Annotated in this window: 30 protein-coding genes; 26 read left to right on the forward strand and 4 right to left on the reverse strand. The window is 62.5% G+C overall.

Annotated features, from left to right (window positions below):
* Positions 1-24 precede the first annotated feature (24 nt).
* Positions 25-888 (forward strand): endonuclease/exonuclease/phosphatase family protein, encoded by an 864-nt coding sequence (locus FQV27_RS07900; protein ID WP_147097303.1) that lies wholly within the window; start codon positions 25-27, stop codon positions 886-888.
* 46 nt (positions 889-934) lie between these two features.
* Positions 935-2,479 (forward strand): ATP-dependent DNA helicase, encoded by a 1,545-nt coding sequence (locus tag FQV27_RS07905; RefSeq protein ID WP_147097304.1) that lies wholly within the window; start codon positions 935-937, stop codon positions 2,477-2,479.
* A 10-nt stretch (positions 2,480-2,489) separates the two neighbouring features.
* Here the strand turns inward: FQV27_RS07905 and FQV27_RS07910 are convergent, their stop codons facing one another.
* Together FQV27_RS07910 and FQV27_RS07915 are read right to left on the reverse strand one after the other, a co-directional pair.
* Positions 2,490-3,293, reverse strand: a complete 804-nt coding sequence (locus tag FQV27_RS07910; protein ID WP_246133035.1) for an EcsC family protein — start codon at positions 3,291-3,293, stop codon at positions 2,490-2,492.
* On the reverse strand, positions 3,286-3,870 hold the full coding sequence (locus tag FQV27_RS07915; RefSeq protein WP_147097306.1) for a GNAT family N-acetyltransferase: 585 nt from the start codon (positions 3,868-3,870) through the stop codon (positions 3,286-3,288). Before FQV27_RS07915 ends, FQV27_RS07910 begins: the two co-directional genes overlap by 8 nt.
* A gap of 106 nt (positions 3,871-3,976) precedes the next feature.
* Here FQV27_RS07915 and FQV27_RS07920 point away from each other — a divergent pair, with 106 nt between their 5' ends.
* The 4 genes from FQV27_RS07920 (at position 3,977) to FQV27_RS07935 (ending at position 7,443) form a co-directional block, all read left to right on the forward strand.
* Positions 3,977-4,576, forward strand: coding sequence for a flavin reductase family protein (locus tag FQV27_RS07920; RefSeq protein WP_147097307.1), 600 nt, complete (start codon positions 3,977-3,979; stop codon positions 4,574-4,576).
* Positions 4,573-5,109 carry an adenine phosphoribosyltransferase gene (locus FQV27_RS07925; protein WP_147097308.1) on the forward strand — a complete coding sequence of 179 codons (537 nt, stop codon included), beginning with the start codon at positions 4,573-4,575 and terminating at the stop codon, positions 5,107-5,109. The genes FQV27_RS07920 and FQV27_RS07925 overlap by 4 nt, the downstream gene beginning before the upstream one ends.
* A 70-nt stretch (positions 5,110-5,179) precedes the next feature.
* Positions 5,180-6,022 (forward strand): DMT family transporter, encoded by an 843-nt coding sequence (locus FQV27_RS07930; protein WP_147097426.1) that lies wholly within the window; start codon positions 5,180-5,182, stop codon positions 6,020-6,022.
* Positions 6,023-6,135: 113 nt separating this feature from the next.
* Positions 6,136-7,443 carry a prolyl oligopeptidase family serine peptidase gene (locus FQV27_RS07935; RefSeq protein WP_147097309.1) on the forward strand — a complete coding sequence of 436 codons (1,308 nt, stop codon included), beginning with the start codon at positions 6,136-6,138 and terminating at the stop codon, positions 7,441-7,443.
* Positions 7,444-7,454: 11 nt separating this feature from the next.
* On the opposite strand, the gene FQV27_RS07940 is transcribed toward FQV27_RS07935, so the two are convergent.
* A complete protein-coding gene (locus tag FQV27_RS07940; protein ID WP_147097427.1) occupies positions 7,455-9,083 on the reverse strand; it encodes an MFS transporter in 1,629 nt (542 codons plus the stop codon).
* A 117-nt stretch (positions 9,084-9,200) separates the two neighbouring features.
* Positions 9,201-9,455, reverse strand: a complete 255-nt coding sequence (locus tag FQV27_RS07945) for a GlsB/YeaQ/YmgE family stress response membrane protein (protein WP_147097310.1) — start codon at positions 9,453-9,455, stop codon at positions 9,201-9,203.
* A 291-nt stretch (positions 9,456-9,746) separates the two neighbouring features.
* On the opposite strand from FQV27_RS07945, the gene FQV27_RS07950 reads away from it, so the two are divergent.
* The 20 genes from FQV27_RS07950 to nuoL all read left to right on the forward strand — a co-directional run bounded on the left by FQV27_RS07950 (position 9,747) and on the right by nuoL (position 25,899).
* A complete protein-coding gene (locus FQV27_RS07950) occupies positions 9,747-10,112 on the forward strand; it encodes an NADH-quinone oxidoreductase subunit A (protein WP_147097311.1) in 366 nt (121 codons plus the stop codon).
* Positions 10,113-10,219: 107 nt separating this feature from the next.
* Positions 10,220-10,738, forward strand: coding sequence for a NuoB/complex I 20 kDa subunit family protein (locus FQV27_RS07955; protein WP_147097429.1), 519 nt, complete (start codon positions 10,220-10,222; stop codon positions 10,736-10,738).
* Between the two features lie 3 nt (positions 10,739-10,741).
* A complete protein-coding gene (locus tag FQV27_RS07960; protein ID WP_147097312.1) occupies positions 10,742-11,368 on the forward strand; it encodes an NADH-quinone oxidoreductase subunit C in 627 nt (208 codons plus the stop codon).
* 77 nt (positions 11,369-11,445) lie between these two features.
* On the forward strand, positions 11,446-12,681 hold the full coding sequence (locus FQV27_RS07965; protein ID WP_147097313.1) for an NADH-quinone oxidoreductase subunit D: 1,236 nt from the start codon (positions 11,446-11,448) through the stop codon (positions 12,679-12,681).
* Positions 12,678-12,956, forward strand: a complete 279-nt coding sequence (locus FQV27_RS07970) for a hypothetical protein (RefSeq protein ID WP_147097314.1) — start codon at positions 12,678-12,680, stop codon at positions 12,954-12,956. The genes FQV27_RS07965 and FQV27_RS07970 overlap by 4 nt, the downstream gene beginning before the upstream one ends.
* The gene (gene nuoE / locus FQV27_RS07975) at positions 12,956-14,044 is read left to right on the forward strand and encodes an NADH-quinone oxidoreductase subunit NuoE (RefSeq protein ID WP_147097315.1); all 1,089 of its coding nucleotides are present in this window, start codon (positions 12,956-12,958) and stop codon (positions 14,042-14,044) included. Before FQV27_RS07970 ends, nuoE begins: the two co-directional genes overlap by 1 nt.
* Positions 14,045-14,071: 27 nt before the next feature.
* Positions 14,072-15,205: an NADH-quinone oxidoreductase subunit E gene (locus FQV27_RS07980; protein ID WP_147097316.1), complete on the forward strand. Its 1,134-nt coding sequence runs from the start codon at positions 14,072-14,074 to the stop codon at positions 15,203-15,205.
* Positions 15,205-15,426, forward strand: a complete 222-nt coding sequence (locus tag FQV27_RS07985; RefSeq protein ID WP_147097317.1) for a DUF5337 family protein — start codon at positions 15,205-15,207, stop codon at positions 15,424-15,426. The genes FQV27_RS07980 and FQV27_RS07985 overlap by 1 nt, the downstream gene beginning before the upstream one ends.
* Before the next feature lie 16 nt (positions 15,427-15,442).
* The gene (gene nuoF, locus FQV27_RS07990) at positions 15,443-16,738 is read left to right on the forward strand and encodes an NADH-quinone oxidoreductase subunit NuoF (RefSeq protein WP_147097432.1); all 1,296 of its coding nucleotides are present in this window, start codon (positions 15,443-15,445) and stop codon (positions 16,736-16,738) included.
* A gap of 149 nt (positions 16,739-16,887) precedes the next feature.
* Positions 16,888-17,289 carry a DUF5333 domain-containing protein gene (locus FQV27_RS07995; protein WP_147097318.1) on the forward strand — a complete coding sequence of 134 codons (402 nt, stop codon included), beginning with the start codon at positions 16,888-16,890 and terminating at the stop codon, positions 17,287-17,289.
* 10 nt (positions 17,290-17,299) lie between these two features.
* A complete protein-coding gene (gene nuoG / locus FQV27_RS08000) occupies positions 17,300-19,327 on the forward strand; it encodes an NADH-quinone oxidoreductase subunit NuoG (protein WP_147097319.1) in 2,028 nt (675 codons plus the stop codon).
* A gap of 9 nt (positions 19,328-19,336) precedes the next feature.
* The gene (locus tag FQV27_RS08005; protein WP_147097320.1) at positions 19,337-20,131 is read left to right on the forward strand and encodes a hypothetical protein; all 795 of its coding nucleotides are present in this window, start codon (positions 19,337-19,339) and stop codon (positions 20,129-20,131) included.
* Positions 20,124-21,185, forward strand: coding sequence for an NADH-quinone oxidoreductase subunit NuoH (nuoH, locus tag FQV27_RS08010; protein WP_147097321.1), 1,062 nt, complete (start codon positions 20,124-20,126; stop codon positions 21,183-21,185). The genes FQV27_RS08005 and nuoH overlap by 8 nt, the downstream gene beginning before the upstream one ends.
* Positions 21,186-21,189: 4 nt before the next feature.
* Positions 21,190-21,360 (forward strand): hypothetical protein, encoded by a 171-nt coding sequence (locus FQV27_RS18850; protein WP_186827254.1) that lies wholly within the window; start codon positions 21,190-21,192, stop codon positions 21,358-21,360.
* Positions 21,361-21,362: 2 nt separating this feature from the next.
* Positions 21,363-21,854, forward strand: a complete 492-nt coding sequence (nuoI, locus tag FQV27_RS08015; RefSeq protein WP_147097322.1) for an NADH-quinone oxidoreductase subunit NuoI — start codon at positions 21,363-21,365, stop codon at positions 21,852-21,854.
* Positions 21,851-22,255, forward strand: coding sequence for a carboxymuconolactone decarboxylase family protein (locus tag FQV27_RS08020; RefSeq protein WP_147097323.1), 405 nt, complete (start codon positions 21,851-21,853; stop codon positions 22,253-22,255). The genes nuoI and FQV27_RS08020 overlap by 4 nt, the downstream gene beginning before the upstream one ends.
* On the forward strand, positions 22,252-22,854 hold the full coding sequence (locus FQV27_RS08025) for an NADH-quinone oxidoreductase subunit J (RefSeq protein ID WP_147097324.1): 603 nt from the start codon (positions 22,252-22,254) through the stop codon (positions 22,852-22,854). Before FQV27_RS08020 ends, FQV27_RS08025 begins: the two co-directional genes overlap by 4 nt.
* Before the next feature lie 113 nt (positions 22,855-22,967).
* Positions 22,968-23,318: a hypothetical protein gene (locus tag FQV27_RS08030; protein WP_147097325.1), complete on the forward strand. Its 351-nt coding sequence runs from the start codon at positions 22,968-22,970 to the stop codon at positions 23,316-23,318.
* Between the two features lie 57 nt (positions 23,319-23,375).
* The gene (gene nuoK / locus FQV27_RS08035) at positions 23,376-23,681 is read left to right on the forward strand and encodes an NADH-quinone oxidoreductase subunit NuoK (protein WP_147097326.1); all 306 of its coding nucleotides are present in this window, start codon (positions 23,376-23,378) and stop codon (positions 23,679-23,681) included.
* 7 nt (positions 23,682-23,688) lie between these two features.
* Positions 23,689-25,899, forward strand: coding sequence for an NADH-quinone oxidoreductase subunit L (gene nuoL / locus FQV27_RS08040; protein WP_147097327.1), 2,211 nt, complete (start codon positions 23,689-23,691; stop codon positions 25,897-25,899).

Here is a 25,899-nt window from a genome sequence, read left to right on the forward strand (position 1 = left end):
CGGGTCGTCCATCCAAGAATGAAGATGCGCGTCATTTTGCAGATTCTGGCCCTCGTCATGCTCGCCCCGCTCGTGGGCAGCTATCTTGGGCGCTTCCATCCGCTTGGTGATTCGCTTGCGGTGTTCCGCCCGGCGATGGCGCTGGCGCTTCTGATGCTGGCTTTTGCCTTCCGGCGCTGGTGGCGGGCGGGGCTGCTGGCCGTCGCGCTGGTGACGCTGGTGCCGATCCTGTGGATGATGCGTCCGGCCGCCGCGGTCGATGCGGTCGTCACCGTCTATCAGAAGAACCTGCTGTTCAATCGCGGCGACCCGACCGCGCTGATTGCAGATTTCCGTGCATCGGGTGCGGATGTAATCCTGCTGGAGGAACTCAGCACCGCGAACCTTCCGATTGCCGAGGCCATGCGGGACAGCCACCCCTATCAGATCCTTTGCCCAGCCCATAGCGTCGGCAGGGTGGCGATCCTGTCGGCCTATCCGTTGTCGGATGAATATTGCGCCGAAGGTGCGGGCTTCACCGCAGCGCGGGTCCAGCACCCGGCGGGGGCATTTACGGCGGTCGCGATACATCTGCACTGGCCCTATCCCTTCGGTCAGGAGACACAGGTGAACGGCGCGATGGGCGAACTGGCCGGGATGGCGCGGCCGCTGATCCTGGGCGGTGACTTCAACATGGTGCCTTGGGCGGGCGCGCCGGGCCGTATCGCACGCGCGACGGATACCAGGATCGCGGGGCCGATCCGTCCGACGCTGTTCGTGAAGGGCTATCCGCTGCCGATCGACCATGTGCTTGCCCCCAACGACGCGAAGGTGCTGCTTGAACGCCGGCCTCGACTCGGCTCTGACCATTATGGCGTGCTGGCTCGGATCGGCCTTGTCGACCGCTAGCCCGTCGCGCCTTTCCTTCCCGCGCGCCCCGCGCTAGGCACAGCGCATGAACCTTCCCGTCCTTTCCCCAGATCAGGCCGAAGCCTGGGACAGCCTGTCCGAGGTTCTGGAATCCGCAGGTGTCGATCTGACGGCAGAAGAAATCATGCCGCCCCAGCCCGGCAAGGGACGGGTAATGGCCGTGATCGGAAAGGCCGGGTCGGGCAAGACGATGATCCTCGCTGCGTTGACCAAGGCCCTGCGCGACGCCGGCGTGGATGTCATCAGCGGCGACTACGAAGGAAAGAAGCGCAAGGATCGCAGGACGGTTGCGGTGCTTGCGCCGACAAACAAGGCGGCTTTCGTGCTGCGCATGCGCGGCGTGCCCGCGACGACAATCCATCGCATTCTCTACACGCCCGTCTATGACCCGGAATACGAAAAAATCGCGGACTGGCTGACCGGTGCAGGCGACCGTCCGGTGATCGAAGGGCTTGGCGATGTGGCCCTTGACCGGGCGAAGACGTTCTACGACATCCATGCCTCGATCCCCGGTGCGCTTGCTGCTGCAGGCTTGCGCGGGTCTGATTTCATTCAGGGTTGGAAGCGGCGCGAGGACGCGCTGGATATCGGGCTGATTGACGAATCCTCGATGCTGGACGAACGCCAGTTCGACGACCTTCGAGAGATCTTTCCGGTGCTGATCCTGTTCGGCGATCCGGCGCAGCTTGCGCCTGTCGGGCAATCGGGCGAGATGGTGTTCGACAAGCTGGCTGCCCCGCAGCGGCTGATGCTAAGCCGTATTCACCGGCAGGCGGGCGACAGCCCAATCCTTGATCTGGCCCATGCGCTGGCGGATGACAGCCTGGATTTCAACGGGTTCGAGCGCATGGTCCGCGATGCCGCCGCCCGCGATGACCGGGTGATCTGGGCCGAACGTGTCGAATCTGACCTGATGTCGCGCAGCCCTGTGCTGGTCTGGCGCAATGCCACCCGCATCCGCCTGATCACCGCATTCCGCGCCGCATATGGCGCGCCCGGCGATCAGCTTCTGCCGGGCGAGCCGCTGATCTGCGACGGTCTTGAACTGCCGCTGAAGCACCGCAACAAACGCATAGATCTGGAGGCGCGCGGACTTATCAAGGGGGCGCAGGTGGTCTATCTGGGGCCGGGGAAGAAACCCGGCTTCTCGCGCCTGCATGTGATCGGCGCCGAGGAGCCACGGCTGTCGGCCGCGTCGATCGTGAAGATCGAGACTCCGGACGAGGAAGAGCCTTTTATCCCCTTCGCCGCGCGCATGGGTGCAAGCTTCCTGCATGGTGCCGCGGTCACGATCCACAAGGCGCAGGGCTCGCAATGGCCCGATGTTCAGGTCTTCGCGCCCGATATTTCCGCGGCGGCATGGTCAGGTCGCAGCGAGGCCGGAATTCCGCTGTGGAAGCGGCTGACCTATGTTGCGATCACCCGCGCGCAGGAACGGCTTCACTGGGTGACACGCGCGCGGCTTGCGCGCCCGGCCGGGCCGCTTGGGGTGGACGATCTGGAAATGCCCGTCGCGCCGCTTGAATTGCGCGCGACAGAGGACGAGGCAGGTCAGGAAGCAGCGGGCTGAGCGGCCCTGTTCAGGCGCGCGGACGCGCGTCCGGGACGCTGCCCTGTTCCAGCGACTTGATTCTGGTTTGCAGCCGCTCGACAAGCGCCTCTCGCGGGATGCCCGTTTCGTTTGACAGCCGCATCAGGCCGAACTGGACGCGCGCGAGTTCCTGATAATAGCGCGCGAACGTATAGTTGATGCCCGCGCCGGCAACCGCGCCCAGCACCGGCACTGCCTGCGCGCCGACTTTCGTGAGCAGCCGCGCCGCGATCTGGGGCGCAAAGCGCGTCACCAGCGACTGCAGCGTACGCCCGCTGATTGCCAGACGGGCAGCCAGAAGCGCGGTGTCGGTTGCGTCATCTTCGTCCAGAGGGCCGCCCGTCGCGAAAATGCGCAGCGCCTCGGCCCGGATCGCGTCGTCGCGCGTATCCAGACCGTGTTCGTCTGCGATTTCCAGAATGGCGCGCAACAGGATCGTGACCGTAACCGGAAGTTCGATCAGCGCGCCGGTGATCCCGGCCGCACCGCCAATCGCGCCCGCTGCCGTGGTGCCCAGCCTGTTGAACCAATCCCCCCTGTCGCGCATCACCCCGCGCGATGCCGATGCGATGCGGAACGTCCGGTTCAGCGCCGAGGCGACAGCACGGTCGATGCGCTTGCGCAGAAAGTCGGGCAGATGCTGGATCAGCTGCTCGCCACCCCCGCCGACGCGGTCAAGGATGTCCATGCCCAGGCCCCGCGCATCCACATAGCGACGGGCGAGGCGGTCAATTTCCTTCAGCACGGATTCGTCCGTGATCGGGGGCAGTACGACCTGCTTGGCTTCAGCCATGCGGTTCATCCTTTCGCAGCACGATCTCCCGGCAATTGCCGGTCTTCGGGATCTCGTCACGCACATGCTCGGTTTCAAGGTCGTTTTCGCGCATGACCGGACCCGAGATATCAACCCATGCGCCGGGTCGAAGTTCCAGCCCCAGCACCCGGTCGGGGTTGGTCGGTGGCGGCATTTCGACAGCGTCCAGTTTTTCGAACCCGAAACGCGAATAATAGGGCGCGTCGCCGACAAGCATGACCCGCGCCCAGCCGAGATCGCGCGCCCTTCCCAGACTTTCCTGCATCAGCCAGGCGCCCAGCCCTTCGCCCTGTGCGGTCGGGTGGACGGCGATCGGGCCAAGCAGAAGCACCGCGTGGCCTGCGACGCGCACCGGCCAGAACCGGATCGCGGCGCGGATTGCGCCGTCCTGACGCAGCAGCAGGCACAATTCGCGCACCGGATCGACCCCGTCGCGCAGGCGATAGGACGACAGCGCCGTGCGCCCCGGCGCGAAGCACAGATCCATAAGCGTTTCGACCTCGTGCCAGTCCTCGGGCCGTTCCTCGCAGAGTTCCACCGCTTTTCCCCGCCGCATCGCGCAACAACGGCGCGATTGCTAACACGTCAGCCGGCAGTTGCAAGAATCCGGTGGACGCTAGACCGGGGCAAAGGCAGGATGCGCCCGGCAGACAGGAGATGTGATGTTCTACCGACCCGAGACAGGCCACGGCCTGCCCCATAATCCGTTCAATGCGATCATCGCACCGCGCCCCGTGGGCTGGATTTCGACCCGTGGGTCGGACGGCGACAACCTTGCCCCTTACAGCTTCTTCAATGCGATTGCCTATGTCCCGCCGCAGGTCATGTTCGCATCGACCACCGCGAAATCTGACCGACCCGGCATGAAGGACACGCTTGCGCATATCGCGGAAACCGGGGTGTTTTGCGTCAACATCGCCTCGGCGGCGCTGATCGACCAGATGAACGCCTCGAGCGCGGCGCTGCCCGCCGGCGTCAGCGAATTCGAGGTCGCGGGAATCGACGCAGCCGACTGCACCACAATCGACTGCCCTCGGGTCGCCGCCTCTCCCGCATCTCTCGAATGCCGCGCCACCCGCGTGCAGCGACTGCCGGGCGATGCGAACTGGCTGGTCATCGGGACTGTGACCGGCGTTCACCTGCGCGACGACTGCATTCAGGACGGAAGGTTCGACCTGCAGAAGGACGGGTGGCTGGCGCGCATGGGCTATCGCGACTATGCGGCCGTTCACGACATCTTCGAACTGGAGCGCCCGGAATGACGCAAAAGACCGTCAAGGACTATATCCGCAGCATCTATGACTTCCCTCATGAGGGAATCATTTTCCGCGATGTCACGACGCTGTTCGCCGATGCGCGCGGCTTCCGGATGGCGATTGACCAGCTTCTGACGCCTTATGCGGGCGAGCGCATCGACAAGGTCGTGGGGCTGGAAGCGCGGGGCTTCATTCTGGGTGGCGCGGTCGCACATCAGCTTTCGACGGGCTTCGTTCCGATCCGCAAGAAGGGGAAATTGCCGGGCACCGTGATCTCGGAAGCCTACGAACTTGAATATGGCGAGGCCGTGATGGAGATCCATGACGATTCGCTGCAGCCGGGCGAGCGGGTGCTGATTGTTGACGACCTGCTTGCGACCGGCGGCACGGCAGAGGCCGGGATCAAGCTGTGCCGACGGCTGGGGGCAGAAGTGATCGGCTGCGCCTTCGTCATCGACCTGCCAGAGCTTGGCGGCGGCAAACGGCTGGCTGCGATGGGGATGCCGGTTCACATTCTGTGCGAGTTCGAGGGTGCCTGATAACGCGCGTCCGCTCGCCGCCTCCGCCGCCACCACGGCCGAGCGTGCGAACCTGATCGGGGGGCTGTGGATGGTCGCCTCGATGGCCGCATTCGCGGTCGAGGATGTGTTCATCAAATCCGCCGCTCAGGCCTTGCCCACGGCAGAGGTTTTGCTGCTGTTCGGCATCGGCGGTGCCATCGTATTCGCGCTGGTGGCAGCCATCAGCGGTCAGCGCCTCATGTCTCCTGAAGTCTTGTCGCGCCCGATGCAGGTGCGCATGGTCTTTGAAATCATCGGCCGGCTTTTCTATACCCTGTCGATTGCACTGACACCGTTATCCGCGACAACCGTGATCCTTCAGGCGACGCCGCTTGTGGTCGTCGCGGGTGCTGCGCTGGTTTTTGGCGAGAAGGTGGGCATCCGGCGCTGGCTTGCCATCCTGATCGGGCTTGCGGGCGTGATGATTATCCTGAAGCCCGGCACGAACGGCTTTTCTGCGCTGTCGATCCTTGCCGTGCTGGGCATGCTCGGCTTTGCGGGGCGCGACCTTGCCAGCCGGGCGGCACCCGCGGGGCTTGGGACCGCAATCCTGGGATTTTACGGCTTCCTGGGCATCGTTCTGGCCGGTGTCATCTATGCGCTTTGGGATCGCCCAGAATTCGTCTTGCCCCAGGCGCGGACCGTGCTGGTACTTGTTTGCGCCGTCTGTGCCGGTGTCAGCGCCTATGCCTGCCTGATGAAGGCGATGCGCACGGGCGAAGTATCCGCCGTCACGCCTTTCCGCTATTCCCGCCTGCTGTTCGGCATCGCCTTCGGCGTGTTCCTGTTCGGCGAAAAGCTCAGTGGCGGGATGATGATCGGATCGGCACTTATTGTCTGTTCGGGGCTGTTCATTCTGTGGCGCGGCAGAAAGCTGCGCTCGGCAGACTGATCGGCATACGCGAATTCAGGGGCTTGAGTTCCCGGCGTGCGCAATATCTGCTGATACGCGCCAGCCCGTGCCAGCGATCCGGTATTCACGCGATTAGCATTGGAAGAATTTTGATGAAGAACAGTGTCTCAACAGCCATTCTGCTGGCTCTCCTGGCCGCATCCCAGCCCGCACTCGCCCAGACGCAAGCGCCGGGTGCCGCCGCAGGGGGCGGTCCCGCGGTCAATTCGACCGTCTTTTCGACAGAGCACATCACGTCGCTGACCTCTGTGACCGAGGTATTCGGTCGCAGCCAGCGGCTTACGGCAGCGATACTTGAATACGACGTCCCGGTTGCGAATGATGCGCTTGATCCGGCGCTATACACTGTCGCCGACCGCACGATATTAAGGGTCTATGCCAATGATCGCGCAGAAAAAGCCGATCAGGGGGCTGACGGGTCGTTCGTCGTGCTGGAGCTTGAGCCCGATGATCCGGCGGCAGTCGTCTATGCGCCTGGGGTCGACGAGCCGGCGCAGGCCGTGGTGTCGCAGGTGCAGCCTGTCACAACAGTTGCCGGCGACAGTATCGCGCCGACAGAGACCGCGCTGATCAATACGCGGCAAACCAATCTGATCGTCGACGATTTCCGCCAATTCCGCTTCACTGATCCCGAAACCGGGCTGATCCTGAACTATAACCTGTTCATCCCGGCCGATTATGACCCCGCGCAGCGCTATCCGCTGGTGCTGTTCATGCATGACGCAGGTGTGACTGGCACGAACCCCATGCGCACGCTGGAACAGGGCCTGGGCGCCGTGGCGTTCGCAAGCCCCGAGGATCAGGAAAAACATCCCTCGTTCGTGCTTGCCCCGCAATATCCCGTCGCTCTGGCCAATGATGCGTCACAGACCTCTGTCTATGCGGATGTGACGGTTCGGCTGATCGAGGCCTTGCAGCGCGACTACAGCCTTGACGCGGACCGGCTTTATACGACCGGGCAATCCGGTGGCTGCATGACGTCTATTGCGATGAACATTAAATATCCCGACCTGTTTGCAGCCTCGCTTCTGGTTGCGGGGCAATGGGATACTTCGGTCGTGGCACCGCTGGCAGATGACAATATTTTCGCAATCGTCTCTCAGGATGATGCGAAGGCCTATCCGGGGATGACCGCAATCATGGATGTCCTTGCTGACAACGGTGCCAGCATCACCCGTGCCGAGTGGGACGGACGTGCGAGCCCACAGGAATTCGCGGCCGACGTGGCAGCGCTGCGGGAAGCTGGCGCAGACAGCAATGTGCTTTTCGTCTCGTTTGCGAAAGGCACGGTGATCCCGGAAGGCGAAAGCAGCGAAGGGGCGGCGGGTCACGTCAATACATGGCGCATCGCCTATGGTATCGAGGGTCTGCGGGACTGGCTTTTCGATCAGTCGAAATAGCGGCCGCAGCTTCACATCACGTCGATCTTTCCGCGCAGCGGCACATCCGCATGCGAGGCGACGTTATGACGTTCGATCAGTCGGTGAACATGCGGGCCGCCGTCGTCAAGGTGCAGCCTGTGCAGCGCTTCGGTCACGGAGGAATCGGTGACCGTGCGCCGGGTGTTATGGCGGATGTAATCGTCCCAGGTCGCGATGTGATAGCTTTCCGACCAGTGATCGGGCTTTTCCAGATCGCGCAGCAGCACCCATGAACGCGCACCGTCGCGGCGGCGGATATCGCGACGCTTGACCATCAGCGACAGGAATTCCTCGGTATCCTCGGGGGCGATGTGGTAATCCACCATAATCATGATCGGCCCCGAGCGACCGCGCAGATCCAGACCCAGCACCGGCTCGCGGAAGCGATTTGCGGGTGACAGGTCGGACTGGCTGAATTCGGGCATCGGAAGGAAGAAACCGATCGCGGCGGCGAACAGCAGCGCACAGGCGGCGCCAAGCAGCGCCATCTCGAACCCATAGGCCTGCGCAACCGATCCCCACAGCCATGCCCCTGCCGCCATGCCGCCGAAAGTGACGGTCTGATACAGCGCCAGCGCCCGCGCCACGACCCAACGCGGCGTGGACAGCTGGACGGACACGTTGAACAGCGACAGCACGATCACCCAGGCCATGCCGGCGGGAAAGATCGCCAGCGCCTGCACCCATACATTGCTGCTGAGCCCGAGGATCGTCATTGCCGCGGCAAACAGAATCATGCCCAGCCGAACGATCCACTCGTTGCTGAAACGGGCGCGGATGCGCGTATTGGTCAGCGCACCGATGATCGCACCCGCGCCAAAGCAGCCAAGCAGGATGCCGAACAGCAGCGATCCGCCGCCCGGATGCGACTTGGCCACCAGCGGCAGCAGTGCCATCAGCGTTGCTGCGGCAAGGCCGAAGGCGCAGGCACGGGTCAGCACGCGCACCAGATTCGGCGACAGCGCGACATAGCGCAGACCGGCACCAACGGCAGACACGAACGGTTCTCGGGCGGTGGTGCGGGGCGGATAGCCCGGCTTCCAGCGCGACATGGCGATCAGCAGTGGGACATAGCTGAAGGCATTGACGATGAACCCCATCGCAGCGCCCCAGGCCGCCACGATCAGACCGCCAGCCGCCGGGCCGACCGACCGCATCAGATTGAACCCGACAGAGTTCAGCGTCACCGCTTGCGGCAGGTCGTCGCGCGGGACAAGATCGCCCATCGAGGCCTGCCACGGCGGATTGTAAAGCGCCTGTCCAAGCCCGATCAGGAAGGTGAAGGCCAGCAGCAACCACGGCGTGATCGAGCCGGTCCAGGCGACAAAGGCCAGCAGCGCTGACATCGCAGCCATGAAGCTGATCGCCGCCATCATGATCTGGCGGCGGTCGAAGATGTCGGACAGCGCCCCTGACACCAGCGCAAACAGCATGATCGGAAGGGTGTTCGACGCCTGAACGAGCGCGATGAGTGTCGCGTTCGTTGTCAGCTGCGTCATCAGCCAGGCCGCGCTGACCGCCTGCACCAATCCCCCGAAATTCGAGACCAGCGTAGCTGTCCACAGCGTGCGAAAGGCCGGATGGCGAAAAGGGGCGAAGGTTGAAACGGACGAGGGCATCGGCGTCAGGATGTCCAAAAAAACGACCCCCCGCAAGCGGCTTGCGAGGGGTCTGGTGCTATTTCCGTCCCGCCGACCGCGCAGCCTTCAGGCCGGGCGGCGTCGGGTCCAGCCGTATCAGGTCGCGCGGTTGATCAGGCGCAGCAGCACCAGCAGGATAACGGCACCGATGGTGGCGTAGATGATCGAGCCGATGACATTCGTGCCTTCACCGGCACCCATGCCAAGCGCCGGGAACAGGAACGAGGCGATCAGCGCCCCGACGATCCCGACAACGATGTTGACCAGGACGCCCTGGCCGTGACCTTTGACAATCTGGCCTGCAAGCCAGCCAGCGATTGCACCGACGATAATCGCAACGATTAGACCCATGGAAGTCCCCTTCAGTTTTGCTTTTCCGACCGGCAATCACAGTGCATTCCGGGCGGTGATGACGTGCATTGAACGCGATCTGGTGAAGTCTGGTTCCACTTGTGCAGGGGTTTTCAGATATTTATCTGTCGCGCCGCTTCCCCCGGACAGGCTGCTGGCGCGCGTGGAACCGAAAAGCCCGGCCGGAATTGCACGAGCCTCAGTTGACCCTCTCTGGTGGCGGGGATAAACGGGGCAGTAGCCCAACCCAAACGCAACCGGGCCCGGTTGCGGCATAAGGGAGCCTCATCTGTGGACTATCTTCTGTCCGAATATCTGCCGATCCTGGTGTTCATTGCCATGGCCTCGGCGCTCGCCCTGATCCTGATTGCGGCTGCGGCCGTGGTGGCGATACGAAATCCCGACCCGGAAAAAGTGTCGGCTTACGAATGCGGCTTCGCGCCGTTCGACGACGCGCGCGCCAAGTTCGACGTGCGATTCTACCTCGTTTCGATTCTTTTCATCATCTTCGATCTTGAAGTGGCCTTCCTGTTTCCGTGGGCGGTCAGCTTTCACAACCTGTCGGATCTGGCCTTCTGGGGCATGATGATCTTCTTGGGCGTGCTGACGGTCGGCTTTGCATATGAATGGAAGAAAGGGGCACTGGAATGGGCGTGACGAACGAATCGAAGTCCGGCCTGATCCAGCCGAAATCGTCGGTTCTGCAGCCGGATGGCACGATGGTCGGGCCGAACGTCTCTGGTCCCGGCGCATCGGTTCCGGCGATGGCCACGACAGCCGGGCCGGATCGTGACGTGCAGGTTCGCGAGCTTTCGGACGAACTGCAGGACAAGGGCTTTCTGCTGACCACGACCGAGGACATCATCAACTGGGCGCGCAACGGATCGCTGCACTGGATGACCTTCGGTCTGGCCTGCTGCGCGATCGAGATGATGCAGGCGTCCATGCCGCGCTATGACATCGAACGTTTCGGCACGGCGCCGCGCGCCTCTCCGCGCCAGTCGGACCTGATGATCGTTGCCGGCACTTTGACCAACAAGATGGCCCCGGCGCTGCGCAAGGTCTATGACCAGATGCCAGAACCGCGCTATGTCATCAGCATGGGAAGCTGCGCAAATGGGGGCGGCTACTATCACTATTCATATGCCGTCGTGCGCGGTTGCGACCGGATCGTGCCCGTGGACATCTATGTTCCCGGCTGTCCGCCCACGGCCGAGGCGCTTCTTTACGGCATCCTGCAATTGCAGCGGCGCATCCGCCGCACCGGCACGCTGGTGAGGTAAGTCATGGCTGTCTATCCCGATACCGACTCGCTGGCCGATCTGGCCGAGCTGATTCAGCTTCGTTTTGGCGATGATGTCCTGGCGACCGAAATCGCCTTCGATGAACTGAACGTCACCGCCTCGCTTTCGGGGCTGCTGCGTCTGATCGAGTTTCTGCAGTCCGACACGAATTGCCGGTTCTCGACGCTGACCGACATTACCGCCGTCGATCACCCCGAACGGCCGGCGCGTTTCGATGTCGTCTATCAAATGCTGTCGATGTTCAGGAACCAGCGCATCCGGGTCAAGTTCGCCGTGCGGGAGGATGAGATCGTGCCGTCGATCACTGGGCTGTTCCCCGGTGCCAACTGGTATGAGCGTGAGGTGTTCGATCTGTTCGGCATCATGTTCTCGGGCCACCCGGACCTGCGCCGCATCCTGACCGATTACGGCTTTCGCGGCTTCCCGCTGCGCAAGGATTTTCCGACAACCGGCTATGTCGAGGTCCGCTATGACGACGCCCTCAAGCGTGTCGTGTACGAGCCGGTGAGGCTGACGCAGGAATATCGTCAGTTCGACTTCCTGTCCCCGTGGGAGGGCGCGAAATACGTGCTGCCCGGCGACGAGAAGGCGAAGGAGGCGGGCAAATGACGCGCATCTGCTATCATCTGCGCAGTTCTGCAATTCCGTGCCACGCGCCCCGGCGCGCGGCTGCAAGGGGGTAAGTCATGGACGGCGATATTCGCGTCAATACGTATGACGACGGTTCTGTTGACGCCCATACGGGCGAACAGGACATCCGCAATTTCAACATCAACTTTGGCCCGCAACACCCGGCTGCGCATGGTGTTCTTCGCCTCGTTCTGGAACTTGACGGGGAAGTGGTAGAGCGTGCCGACCCGCATATCGGGTTGTTGCATCGTGGCACCGAGAAGTTGATGGAAAGCCGCACCTACCTTCAGAACCTGCCCTATTTCGACCGGCTGGATTATTCCTCGCCGCAGAATCAGGAACATGCCTGGTGTCTGGCGATTGAAAAGCTGGCCGGGGTGGAGCCGCCGCCGCGCGCCAAGATCATCCGCGTGCTGTTCGACGAAATCGGCCGCATCCTGAACCACCTTCTGGGCATCACCACCGGGGCGCTGGATATCGGCGCGCTGACCCCGCCGCTTTGGGGCTTCAAGGCGCGGGAAGAACTGATGGTGTTCTGCGAACGCGCATCTGGCGCGCGTCTGCACATGGCCTATTACCGGCCGGGCGGCGTGCACGAAGACCTGCCGCCTGACCTGATCGACGATATCGAAGCCTGGTGCGAAACCTTCCCGGCGCTTGTCGATGACCTCAACACGCTTCTGACCGAAAACCGCATCGTGAAGCAGCGCCTTGTCGACATCGGCATCGTCAGCCCGGAAGACGCGCTCGACTGGGGTTATACCGGCGTCATGGTGCGCGGGTCGGGCATGGCATGGGATCTGCGCAAGTCGCAGCCTTATGACGGCTATGAAGAATATGATTTCCAGATTCCCGTCGGCAAGAATGGTGACTGCTACGACCGCTATCTGGTCCGCATGGCCGAGATGCGGGAATCCTGCAAGATCATGAAGCAGGCCATTGAAAAGCTTCGGAACACGCCCGGCGACGTGCTGGCACGCGGCAAGATCGCGCCGCCCAAGCGTCTGGCGATGAAGACCGACATGGAAAGCCTGATCCACCACTTCAAGCTGTATACCGAGGGCTTCAAGCTGCCCGCCGGCGAGGTCTATGCCGCGGTCGAGGCACCGAAAGGTGAATTCGGCGTCTATCTGGTCAGCGACGGGACGAACAAACCTTACCGTGCCAAGCTGCGCGCGCCCGGCTTTGCGCATCTTCAGTCGATCGACTGGATGGCCAAGGGTCACATGCTGTCAGACATCCCCGCCTTCATCGCCACGCTGGACATCGTGTTCGGCGAGGTCGACAGGTGAGCGTCCACCGCCCTCCGGCTTTGGTGCTGCTTGCGCTTGCCGCATGCGGCCCGGCGGCCACTGCGCAGCAGGCGGAAGGCGATCGCAAGGCCCAGTTTATTGCGACGATCGAAAGCCTTGGCTGTTCGGTCACGGATGAACAGGCCGAAACCCTGCCACAGATGCTTGAATTTACACCCGACGAAACCGACCGTTTCATCGGCGAATTGATAATCGAGGAGCGGGCGATGCTGAAAGGCAACGTTCTGACTCTCAAGACGGAGAACTGCCGCTAATGCTGCGCCGCCTTTCCCCCATCCAGCCGGACTCGTTCGAGTTCACGCCAGCGAACCTTGAATGGGCGCAGGCGCAGATGACGAAATACCCCGAAGGCCGCCAGCAATCTGCGGTCATTCCGGTGCTGTGGCGCGCGCAGGAACAGGAAGGCTGGCTGTCACGCCCGGCCATCGAATATGTCGCCAACCTGTTGGGCATGGCCTATATCCGGGTGCTGGAGGTTGCGACCTTCTACTTCATGTTCCAGCTTCATCCCGTTGGACGCATTGCCAATATCCAGATTTGCGGCACGACGACCTGCATGATCTGCGGCGCCGAAGAGCTTATTGCGATCTGCCGTGAAAAGATCTCGCCGACGCCGCACACCCTGTCGGATGACGGCAAGTTTTCATGGGAAGAGGTCGAATGTCTGGGCGCTTGCGCGAATGCGCCAATGGCGCAGATCGGCAAGGATTATTACGAAGACCTGACGGCGGAAAAGCTAGCGAAGCTGATCGATGATATGGCGGCGGGCAATGTCCCGCGTCCCGGTCCGCAGGACGGGCGCTTCTCCTCGGAAGCGAAAGAGGGCCAGAACGCCCTGACGAACCTTCTGCCGCCGTCCGAGGCCGATAACGCCTCGGTTGCGTTGGCACTGGAGCTTGGCGACACTCTCAAGCGAATTGACGGGACCGAAGTCCCGATCCTGACGCCCTGGCTGGGCAAGTCTGGCGCGTCGGCGGATGCCGCGAAGACCGGGGACGGTGCCGCGCAGCCTGAGCTGACGAGCGAATCCCGCGAAGAAGCCGACACGCCGACCGAAGCCGAGGGCGAGGTAGAGCCGACCGGCCGCAAACCCGAAGGCTTCAGCGCGCCGCGCGAGGGCGGGGCCGACGATCTGAAGCGGATTTCCGGTGTCGGGCCAAAGCTGGAAGAGCTGCTGCATTCACTGGGCATCTATCATTTCGACCAGATCGCTGGCTGGGATTCCGACGAGATCGCCTGGATCGACGCAAACCTGGAAGGCTTCAAGGGCCGTGTCACCCGCGATGAATGGGTGAAGCAGGCCCGCGAGCTTCGCAACGACGACAAGGGAGCCTCCAGCTAGGATTAACTGCAACGACGGGGAAGAAAGATGCTGAAGAACGAGTGTACTCGGAACTGCTGGCTCGCCGCTGCCGTGGCCGGGCTTTTGGTCTGGCTGTTCAACATGTTCGGCGGCATGTTCTTCGGTGGCCTGATCCTTGGTCTGTTGACGTTCTTCCTGTTGGGCAGCCTTCTGGTCTGGGCGCTGTGTCAGGGCCGCGGCGGCCTGAGCGAAAGCGCCGATGTGCTTGGCGCCGAGGCTGCTGCGCATACGACGCCGGAACATGATGGCGGCGTGCTCGACCGTGCGGAAGCGGCGGTCGTCAATGCCAGCGCTGCCTTCGCCGCCAGCACAGTTGCCGCTGTCGAAAAAGGCCGCGAGGCGCTGCGCGAGCGGCGCGAGAATGCCGGTCACGATGCAGATGATGAGAAGGCTGCCGAGGCGTCGGGCGACCGGACCTCGAAGGATGGCAAAGCGGAGTTGACGCAGGCTGGCGCCGATGATGGTGGGCCGCATGATGACGCGGCGCATGTCGCGGATACAAAAGCAGCGCTTGCGGCGCTTGCGGAACGCGGCAAAGCCGAAAGCAGTGCTGTCGCGGAAACCGAAACGCCAGATTCCGCTGACGGGATCGGCGCAGGCCCGTCGAGCGACAAAGACGCGGGTGATGACCTCATTGTCGAACCTGCGGACGACGGCGCGCCGACACATGCAGGGTCGGATACTGTGTCGCCCGGCGGTCGCGCCGCGATCCCGACCCCGGCCTCGGCGGCGGAGGGCCGCGACGACGCGGCAGATAAAGCAACGGCAAGCAAGCCGAAACCTACGGCAAAGGCGAAAGCCAGCGAGGCTGATGCTGATCCGAAGCCGGGCCCGAAGAAGGCGGCGAAGCCGGACAAACAGAAGCCTGTGAAGGGCGACGCCAAGCCGGAAGCGGCTGACGACCTGAAAGAGATCAAGGGCATCGGCCCTCAGCTGGAAAAGCTGCTGCACGAAAACGACATTGTCAGCTTCGCGCAGATCGCCGGATGGAGCGACGCCGATATTGACCATTTCGCCGAACTGATCGGCCGGATGGGCGGGCGCATCCGGTCCGATGACTGGGTCGCGCAGGCGAAGGTTCTGGCATCGGGCGGCGAGACTGAATTCTCGGCACGGGTCGAGAAGGGCGAGGTCTACTGATGGCCGACCGCGCCGCCCAGGATGCCTTCCAGCTTCGGCTGGCGGCGGTCGTCATGGCCGCGACGGCGCTTCTGTGGCTGGCTGCGAACTGGGCCGGGCAGCGCTATGCCTGGCCTGCGAAATATGCGTTCCTCGCGGATTTGGCCGCGATGGGTGGTTTTGTCTGGTCGCTGCTTGTGACCTGGCGTATCTGGCGGCGCAGGACGCCGTCGGACAATTAAGGAAGACAAGGCAATGTTGCTGAAGGATCAGGACCGGATTTTCCAGAACCTCTACGGAATGGGCGATCGCTCTCTGGCGGGCGCGCAGTCGCGCGGATGTTGGGACAACACCGCCGAGATCATCGGCCGGGGCCGCGACAAGATCATCGACGAGGTCAAGGCGTCGGGCCTGCGCGGGCGTGGTGGGGCGGGCTTCCCGACCGGCCTGAAATGGTCCTTCATGCCCAAGGAATCGGATGGGCGTCCGGCCTATCTGGTGGTGAATGCCGACGAATCCGAGCCCGCGACCTGCAAGGACCGCGAGATCATGCGGCACGATCCGCATACGCTGATCGAAGGCTGCCTGATTGCCAGCTTCGCGATGAACGCGCATGCCTGCTATATCTACATCCGTGGCGAATATATCCGCGAACGTGAGGCTTTGCAGAACGCCATAAACGAGTGCTACGAGGCCGGGCTTCTGGGCAAGAACGCTGCCAAATCGGGCTGGGACTTCGACCTGTATCTGAACCACGGCGCCGGCGCCTATATCTGCGGCGAGGAAACCGCGCTGCTCGAAAGTCTCGAGGGCAAGAAGGGCATGCCGCGCATGAAGCCGCCTTTCCCGGCCGGCGCGGGACTTTACGGCTGCCCGACGACCGTGAACAACGTCGAATCCATCGCTGTCGTCCCGACCATCCTGCGTCGCGGGCCCGAATGGTTTGCGGGTTTCGGGCGTCCGAACAATGCAGGCACCAAGCTGTTCGGCCTGACTGGCCATGTGAACACCCCCTGCGTGGTCGAGGAAGCCATGTCCATCAGCATGAAAGAGCTGATCGAAAAGCATGGTGGCGGCATGCGCGGCGGCTGGAAAAACCTGAAAGCCGTGATCCCCGGCGGCGCGTCCTGCCCGATCCTGAATGCCGAGCAGTGCGAGAACGCGATCCTCGACTATGACGGCATGAAGGAACTGCGGTCCAGCTTCGGCACCGGCTGCCTGATCGTGATGGATCAGGACACCGATGTCATCAAGGCGATCTGGCGGCTGTCCAAGTTCTTCAAGCACGAAAGCTGCGGCCAATGCACGCCCTGCCGCGAAGGCACCGGCTGGATGATGCGGATCATGGAACGTCTGGTCAAAGGCGATGCCGAGGTCGAGGAAATCGACATGCTGCTGGACGTCACCAAGCAGGTCGAAGGCCACACCATCTGCGCGCTTGGCGACGCGGCGGCATGGCCAATTCAGGGTCTGATCCGCAATTTCCGGGGCGAGATCGAAGACCGTCTGAAAGCGAAGAAAACCGGGCGCATGGGCGCCATGGCGGCAGAGTAAGTGGCGGGAATGGCGAAAGATGCGGCATATGCGGGACGGCGCGCGCGGCGCGGGGGTACTACCCTCACGAACCGCTCACCCCTCCGTGTCGGGCCGCTGGCGATCTGCTATGGTAAGGCTCACTCCATAAATGAATGGAGGCAGACGCCATGAAGAAACTGATCGCACTCGCCCTGACCGCAGCGTCGCTGGCAGCGCCCGCGGCCGCGCTGGAGCCGCTGGCGCAGGAGAATTATGTGAACGACCGGCTGATCGCCGCGCGGGTCGCTGACCGCGTGCGCCGCGAATGCCCGTCCATCGACGCGCGTATCGTTTACGCCTGGAGTCAGGCGCGCGCGTTGAAAAAATATGCGCGGGACAAGGGCTATTCCTCGGCCCAGATCGACGCATTTCTTGACAGCAAGCAGGACAAGGCGCGGATCTATGCCGCCGCCGAACAGTATCTGAACCGAAATGGCGCGCGTAAGGGGGACGCCCAGTCCTTCTGCCGCATCGGTCAGAACGAAATCGCAAGCAAGTCGGTCGCCGGTTCTCTGCTGGTGGCCAAGTAAGGACGTAAAGATGGCAGATCTGCGCAAAATCAAGATCGACGGCAAGGAAATCGAGGTCGATCCGAACCTGACCCTGATTCAGGCCTGCGAACAGGCCGGGATCGAGATACCGCGTTTCTGCTATCACGAGCGGTTGTCCATCGCGGGCAATTGCCGCATGTGCCTGGTCGAAGTCGTCGGTGGGCCGCCGAAGCCCACCGCGTCCTGCGCGATGCAGGTCAAGGACCTGCGGCCCGGCCCTGAAGGTGCCCCTTCCGAGATTCTGACCAATTCGCCGATGGTCAAGAAAGCCCGCGAGGGCGTGATGGAGTTCCTGCTTATCAACCATCCGCTTGACTGTCCGATCTGCGATCAGGGCGGAGAATGCGACCTGCAGGATCAGGCGATGGCCTACGGCATCGACTTCTCGCGCTATCGCGAACCCAAGCGCGCGTCCGAAGATCTGAACCTTGGCCCGCTTGTCGAAACGCATATGACGCGCTGCATTTCCTGCACGCGCTGCGTCCGTTTCACGACCGAGGTCGCGGGCATCACGCAGATGGGCCAGACCGGGCGCGGCGAGGACAGCGAAATCACCTCGTATCTGAACATGACGCTCGATTCGAACATGCAGGGCAATATCATTGACCTGTGCCCGGTCGGCGCGCTCGTGTCGAAGCCTTATTCCTTTACCGCCCGTCCGTGGGAGCTTACCAAGACCGAAAGCATCGACGTGATGGATGCGCTTGGCAGCAATATCCGCGTCGATACCAAGGGCCGCGAAGTGATGCGTATCCTGCCGCGCAACAATGACGGCGTGAACGAGGAATGGATCAACGACAAGACCCGCTTCATCTGGGACGGTTTGCGCCGTCAGCGGCTCGACAAGCCTTATATCCGCGAGAATGGCAGGCTGCGGCCCGCCGCATGGGGCGAGGCGCTTGCCGCCGCCGCAGCCGCGATGAAAGATGCGAAGAAGTTGGCCGGTCTGGTCGGCGATCTGGCCCCGACCGAGGCGGCATTCAGTCTCAAGCAGCTGGTCGAGGGGCTGGGCGGCACCGTTGAATGCCGTGTCGATGGTGCGAAGCTGCCTGCCGGCAATCGCGCGGGCTATGTCGGGACGGCCAGCATCGCCGATATCGACGGCGCGAAGATGATCCAGCTAATAGGGACCAACCCCCGGACGGAAGCGCCGGTGCTGAATTCGCGCATCCGTGCTGCTTGGACGCGCGGTGCGAAGGTCGGACTTGTCGGCGAACCGGTCGATCTGACCTATGACTATGCGCATGTCGGCAATGACCGCGCGGCGCTGGAAAAGCTTTCCTCGCTAGAGATCAGCCAGGAAACGAAGGACACGCCGTCGCTAGTGATTGTCGGGCAGGGCGCAATTCAGGGCGCGGATGGTGAGGCAGTTCTGGCCCATGCCATGACGCTGGCCGAGAACAGCAATTCGAAGCTGCTGGTGCTGCAAACCGCAGCGGGCCGTGTCGGCGCGATGGATGTGGGCGCAGTGACCGAAGGCGGGATCGAGGCGGCGCTGGATGGTGCGGACGTGATTTTCAACCTCGGCGCGGACGAGGTCGAGATCGCGGAAGGTGCCCTTGTGATCTATCAGGGAAGCCATGGCGATCGGGGCGCGCATCGCGCCGACATCATCCTGCCCGCCGCCTGCTATACCGAGGAGTCGGGGCTTTTCGTCAATACCGAAGGCCGGCCGCAACTGGCCATGCGCGCAAACTTCGCGCCGGGTGTCGCCAAGGAAAACTGGGCGATCCTGCGCGCGCTTTCGGCGGAATGTGGGCAGGCACTTCCCTGGGACAGTCTTGCCGGTCTGCGCCGCGCGTTGATCGAGGCTGTCCCGCATCTCGCGGACCTGGATTCGGTGCCCGAAAATACGTGGCAGGCGCTGCCGTCAGCCGCGATGTCGGGCGGCGATTTCTCCTATGCGATCAGGAATTTCTATCTGACGAACCCGATTGCACGTGCATCTGCGCTGATGGGCGAATTGTCGGCAATGGCGGCGGCACGTGCCGAGCTTGGTGAACTGGCGGCAGAGTAAGGGGACATGATGCGGCAAGGCCACATCATCAGCGGGGCGGCAATGACGGCAATGGCCGTCCTGTCGGGCTGCGCTGCGCAGGATCGCGGCCTGGCAGAGCCTCCGCGCGCCAAGCCCGCGACGTTGCCGCTTCAGCTGGAGGGGCCGACGGCCGATACTTCGGTTCTGGCAGGGATCTCGACCAAGAATGGCGAATTGATGATCCTTGAAAACGACGGCACCGTGACGACGACGAAGCTCGATTCGGCGCGTGGTCAGCAGGCGCTCGGGCGTGGCGGGGACGCGATGTTCAACCTCTCGGACGTTCTTGTCGAAGATGAAAGCATCATCGTGGATGATCTTCCCAAACCTCCGACCGCGCAGGAAATCGCGATGGAGGAATTCGCCAAGCGCCGTCGTTCGGCGCTGCCTGCGAAGATCGCCGCGACCCCGCCCGAGGCCTTTCTTGGCGCAACGGTCACGCTTCTGAGCATCGCCGGTCAGAAGACGCCGCAGGATCTGGTGGCGGTGCATGTCCAGTTGCGGGAAGGGGTGGACGAAAGCGCTGCCTTTGCCTATGCCACCTGCACGCTAGCCGCCTGGGCCAGGACGACCGATACGCCCTATGCGCGGCATATACGGACCATCGGGACCGAGGCAAAAGGCACCAAGACGGTTGAATCCATCTTCACCATGTCGAAGAAATCGCCAATCGGCCTTCGGGTCATGGAAAGAGAACAGACCCTGCGCGATTGCAGGGCGCACGGTATTCCCGCCCGCGTGACAGCGGCCGGGCCGGTGGAAGGGACAGATAAGAATGGCTGAATTCTGGGCATCCGGTTTGGGTCACGCGATCATCCTGCTCGCGCAGGGGCTGGCGGTCATCGCGTTCGTCATGATCTCGCTGATCTTCATGGTCTATGGCGACCGCAAGATCTGGGCCGCCGTGCAGATGCGGCGCGGCCCGAACGTGGTCGGACCGTGGGGCATCCTGCAGACCTTCGCCGACGCACTGAAATACGTGCTGAAAGAGATCGTCGTGCCTGCCGGGTCCGACAAGTTCGTGTTCTTCCTTGCGCCGTTCCTGTCGATGACGCTGGCGCTGATCGCGTTCGTGGCGATCCCCTTCGCGCCCGGCTGGGTCATGGCCGATGTAAACGTCGCCATCCTGTTCATCTTCGCGATGTCCAGCCTGGAGGTTTACGGCACGATCATGGGTGGCTGGGCCTCGAATTCCAAATACCCGTTTCTCGCGTCGCTGCGTTCCGCGTCGCAGATGATCTCTTACGAGGTCTCGATGGGGCTTATCATCATCGGGATTATCATCTCGACCGGGTCGATGAACCTGACGGCTATCGTGAATGCGCAAAGCGGGGCGGGGCTGTTGTCGTGGTACTGGCTGCCGCACCTGCCGATGCTGGCGCTGTTCTTCATCAGCGCATTGGCTGAAACCAACCGCCCGCCCTTCGATCTTGCCGAAGCGGAATCGGAACTGGTTGCAGGTCACATGGTCGAATACGGATCGACCCCGTATCTGCTGTTCATGGCGGGCGAATATATCGCCATGTATCTGATGTGCGCGCTGATCTCGCTGCTGTTCTTCGGCGGCTGGCTGTCACCCATTCCCGGTCTGCCCGATGGCGTGCTGTGGATGGTGCTGAAGATGTGGTTCTGGTTCTGGATGTTCTCGATGGTGAAGGCGATCGTGCCGCGCTATCGCTATGACCAGCTTATGCGGATCGGCTGGAAGGTCTTTTTGCCACTGTCGCTTGGCTGGGTCGTGCTCGTCTCGATCCTGGCACGTTATGAAATTCTCGGCGGCTTCTGGGCCCGCTGGGATCACCTGGTGCCCATCGGCACCGTCGTCACCGGAGGCTGATATCATGTCGGAGCAAACCATCGCAGCCGCGCTTGCAAATGCGAGCGAAACCGACAAGGCCGAATTCGCGCATTTCCTGGCCGATCATGCCGGGCTGGACCGTGATTCCGCGCATGTCCGTGCGCTTGTTGCCGCATTCGACCGCTTCGTCGCCGAACGCCTGAAGGAGCGCTGATCATGGCATTCGATCTTGCCCGCGCGACGAAGTATTTCTTCCTGTGGGATTTCATCAAAGGTTTCGGTCTGGGTGTGAAATACTTTTTTGCGCCCAAGGAGACGATCAACTACCCGCATGAAAAGGGCCCGCTTTCGCCGCGTTTCCGGGGCGAACATGCGCTGCGCCGCTATCCGTCGGGCGAGGAACGTTGCATCGCCTGCAAACTGTGTGAGGCGATCTGCCCTGCCCAGGCGATCACGATTGACGCGGAACCCCGCGACGACGGCAGCCGCCGCACGACGCGTTACGACATCGACATGACCAAGTGCATCTATTGCGGCTTCTGCCAGGAAGCCTGCCCGGTCGATGCCATTGTCGAAGGCCCGAATTTCGAATTCGCCACGGAAACCCGCGAAGAGCTGTTCTTCGACAAGGAGCGGTTGCTGGAGAACGGCGCCCGCTGGGAACCCGAAATCGCCCGCAATCTTTATCTGGACGCACCCTACCGATGACCGATGCCTTCTCCCGTCTGTTTCAGCAGATGCTCGCCTCAGGGCAGGAGATGGCGCGCGCCTTCAATCCGGCGCTCGAACATGTCGATACCCGCGCGTTCGAGAAGCTGGTTCCGACCATGCCGGCGGATGTGCTGGAAATGTGGTTCGGGCGCACCTTCAATCGCGAAGGCCTTGACGCGAAGACGCGGCTGCTGCTGACCATCGGTGCGATCACCGTGCAGGGTGCGCTTGCGGAACCGCAGTTGCGACTGACCATCCGTCACGCGCTGGAAGCCGGGGCGACCAAGCGCGAGATCGCTGAAACCATCTATCAGATGAGCATGTTCGCGGGCCTGCCCGCCATGCAGAAGGCGCTGGATATCGCTGCCAGTGTCTATGACGAGGAGGACGAGGCATGAGCGTCTTTGCATTCTATCTTTTCGCACTCGTAGCCTGCATCGCCGGCTTCATGGTCGTGCTTTCGAAAAACCCGGTCCATTCGGTTCTGTGGCTGATCCTGACTTTCCTCTGCGCTGCCGGCCTGTTCGTGATGCAGGGTGCGGAATTCGTGGCGATGCTGCTGATTATCGTCTATGTCGGCGCGGTCGCGGTGCTGTTCCTGTTCGTCGTGATGATGCTCGACATCGACTTCGCTGAACTCAGAAGCGAACTCGCCAGGTTCCTGCCGCTTGGGCTGGTCGTGGCCCTGGTCATGCTGACCGTTCTGGGGATGAGCTATTCCGGCTGGCAAAGCGCCGAAGGCGCAGCCGATCTGCGCGTCGCGCCGATCGTCGGGAATACGCTGAACACGCATTCGATCGGGATGATCCTTTACGATCGCTATTTCCTTGCATTCCAGCTTGCCGGTCTGGTCCTGCTGGTCGCGATGATCGGGGCAATCGTGCTGACCATGCGCCACCGTCGCGACATCAAGCGCCAGAATGTCATGAAGCAGATGCTGACTGATCCGAACAAGCAGCTGGAGCTGCGCGACGTAAAGCCGGGGCAGGGGCTGTGACATCCGCTGCGGCCACGATACTGGCCGCGACGGGGCCTGCACGCACCGCGCGCCGCCCAAGCCTTGCGGCGGGCGGCGGGGGTGCGGTTCCGACATGGTGCAGGGAAGTGTCAATGCGGGGCGAAATCCGGGTGCCCGGTGTGGGTGTGCGCTTCACTCTGCCGATCTTCTCTGGCAGTAAGCGCGAAAAGACGGGGCGGCCGGTTCGCCCCCGACTCGGCAAGCAAGCGAAAGTGGGGGCAATGGCCTTCAGACGGGACAAGCGAGCGACTGGAGTGACGACGGCGGCTGAAGGGCTGTTGTTTCCCCATGCGCCGGGCTTGGCGCAAATCAGGTTTCATCCCCGTGATCCCGACGAAGCCGGCACGACGGCATACGCGCCCCGCACTGGCTGGACCGCGCCGGACCTGCCGCTGCTGGCAGGCGCGCATACCGGCCCATGTAACAGATATGGCGCGCGATAAGCGCCACAAGAACGACCGGGGCCACACGCCCCAGAACACGAACCGAGGGACAAGACGATGATCGGATTGACGCATTTTCTGGTGGTGGGGGCGATTCTGTTCGTCACCGGCATCTTTGGCATCTTCGTGAACCGAAAGAACGTCATCGTCATCCTGATGTCGATCGAGCTGATGCTGCTGGCGGTGAACATGAACTTCATCGCTTTCTCGGCGCATCTGGGAGATCTGGCAGGCCAGGTCTTTACCATGTTCGTGCTGACCGTCGCCGCCGCCGAGGCTGCCATCGGGCTTGCGATCCTGGTGGTGTTCTTCCGCAACCGCGGCTCGATTGCCGTGGAAGATGTCAACGTGATGAAGGGGTAAGACGAGCATGGAACAGATCATCCTGTTTGCGCCCCTTGTCGGTGCGTTGATTGCGGGCTTCGGCTGGCGCACCATCGGCGAGACCGCCGCCCAGTATCTGACGACCGGCATCCTGTTTCTGTGCTGCCTGCTCAGCTGGATCGTTTTCCTGGGCTTTGACGGCGTGACGCGGCACATTCCGGTCATGGACTGGATCGTTGCGGGCGATTTCATCTCGCAATGGGCAATCCGGCTGGACCGGCTGACCGCCATCATGCTGATCGTGGTGACGACAGTGTCGGCGCTGGTTCACCTGTATTCCATCGGCTACATGGCCCATGACGATAACTGGGACCATTCCGAGCATTACAAGGCGCGTTTCTTCGCCTATCTGTCCTTCTTCACCTTCGCCATGCTGATGCTGGTGACGGCGGACAACCTGCTGCAGATGTTCTTCGGCTGGGAAGGCGTGGGCGTCGCGTCTTACCTGCTGATCGGGTTCTACTATAAAAAGCCGTCGGCAAATGCGGCCGCCATGAAGGCATTCATCGTCAACCGGGTCGGCGATTTCGGCTTTCTGCTGGGGATATTCGGGCTGTGGTGGCTGACCGGCACCGTCGTGTTCGACGAGATCTTCGCGCAGGTCCCGGCCATTGCCGAAACCAATGTGCATTTCCTGTGGACCGACTGGAACGCCGCGAACCTGCTGGGCGTCCTGCTGTTTGTCGGCGCGATGGGGAAATCGGCGCAGCTTTTCCTGCACACCTGGCTGCCGGACGCGATGGAAGGCCCGACGCCCGTGTCGGCGCTGATCCACGCCGCGACCATGGTGACGGCGGGGGTTTTCCTCGTCTGCCGGATGTCGCCGCTATATGAATTCGCGACCGATGCGCGGCTGTTCATCACCATTATCGGCGCCTGCACGGCATTCTTTGCCGCGACCGTTGGGCTGGTGCAGAACGATATCAAGCGCGTCATCGCCTATTCGACCTGCTCGCAGCTTGGCTACATGTTCGTGGCGGCTGGCGTCGGCGTCTATTCGGCGGCGATGTTCCATCTGCTGACGCATGCCTTCTTCAAGGCGATGCTGTTTCTTGGCGCGGGTTCCGTCATCCATGCCATGCATCACGAGCAGGACCTTCGCAATTACGGAGGCTTGCGCAAGAAAATCCCGCTGACCTTCTGGGCGATGCTGATCGGGACGCTGGCGATTACCGGGGTCGGTATTCCGCTGACCACGATCGGGTTTGCGGGCTTCCTGTCCAAGGACGCGATTATCGAAAGCGCCTGGGTCGGCAATCAGTTTGCCTTCTGGGCATTGGTGATCGCGGCGGGCTTTACCAGTTTCTACAGCTGGCGGCTGATGTTCATGACCTTCTGGGGCAAGCCGCGCGGCGATCATCATGCGCATGACCACGCCCATGAATCCCCTGCCGTAATGACGGTGCCGCTTGGTGTGCTGGCGATTGGCGCGATCTTCTCGGGCATGGTCTGGTACAGCGACTTCTTCGGCGACAAGCTGAACAGCTTCTTCCATCTCGGCGGAGGCGAGGAACATGCCGCCGTTGCTGAAACTTCCGGGGCTGCGCCGGCCGAACACGGCACCGATGCAGCGCCCGGCGGTGAAGGTCATGCCGCGCCGGCCGAACACGCTGCCGCCGAACCGGCCGTTGCAGATACCGCGACAGCCGAGGCGCCCGCCGCCGAAGGTGAACACGCTGCTGCACCTGCCGCAGCCGAAGGCGAGCATGCCGAAGGCGGTCATGTGCGCACCGATGTCCCGGCCCCGGTCGGCGGTGCGATCTATATGCATCCCGACAATCATGTCATCCACGAGGCCCATGAAGCGCCGAAATGGGTGAAAGTCTCGCCCTTCATCGCAATGCTGATCGGCTTCTTCACGGCGTGGATGATGTATATCCGCTATCCCGAGGCGCCGGCGAAGCTCGCGTCGACGCAACGTCCGCTTTACAACTTCCTGCTGAACAAATGGTATTTCGACGAAATCTACGACCGCGTCTTCGTGCGCCCCGCACTGTGGCTTGGCCGCTCGCTGTGGTCGGGGGGCGATGGGCGCGTCATCGACGGCGCGATCAATGGCGTCGCCATGGGGCTGATCCCGCGGCTGACGCGCTTCGCCGGCCGGATGCAGTCGGGCTATCTGTTCCACTATGCCTTTGCGATGGTGGTTGGCATCGTCGCGCTGCTGATCTGGGTGATGGCACGGGGGAGCATGTAA

This window comes from Paracoccus aurantiacus (assembly GCF_007993065.1).
Classification (GTDB): Bacteria; Pseudomonadota; Alphaproteobacteria; order Rhodobacterales; family Rhodobacteraceae; genus Paracoccus; species Paracoccus aurantiacus.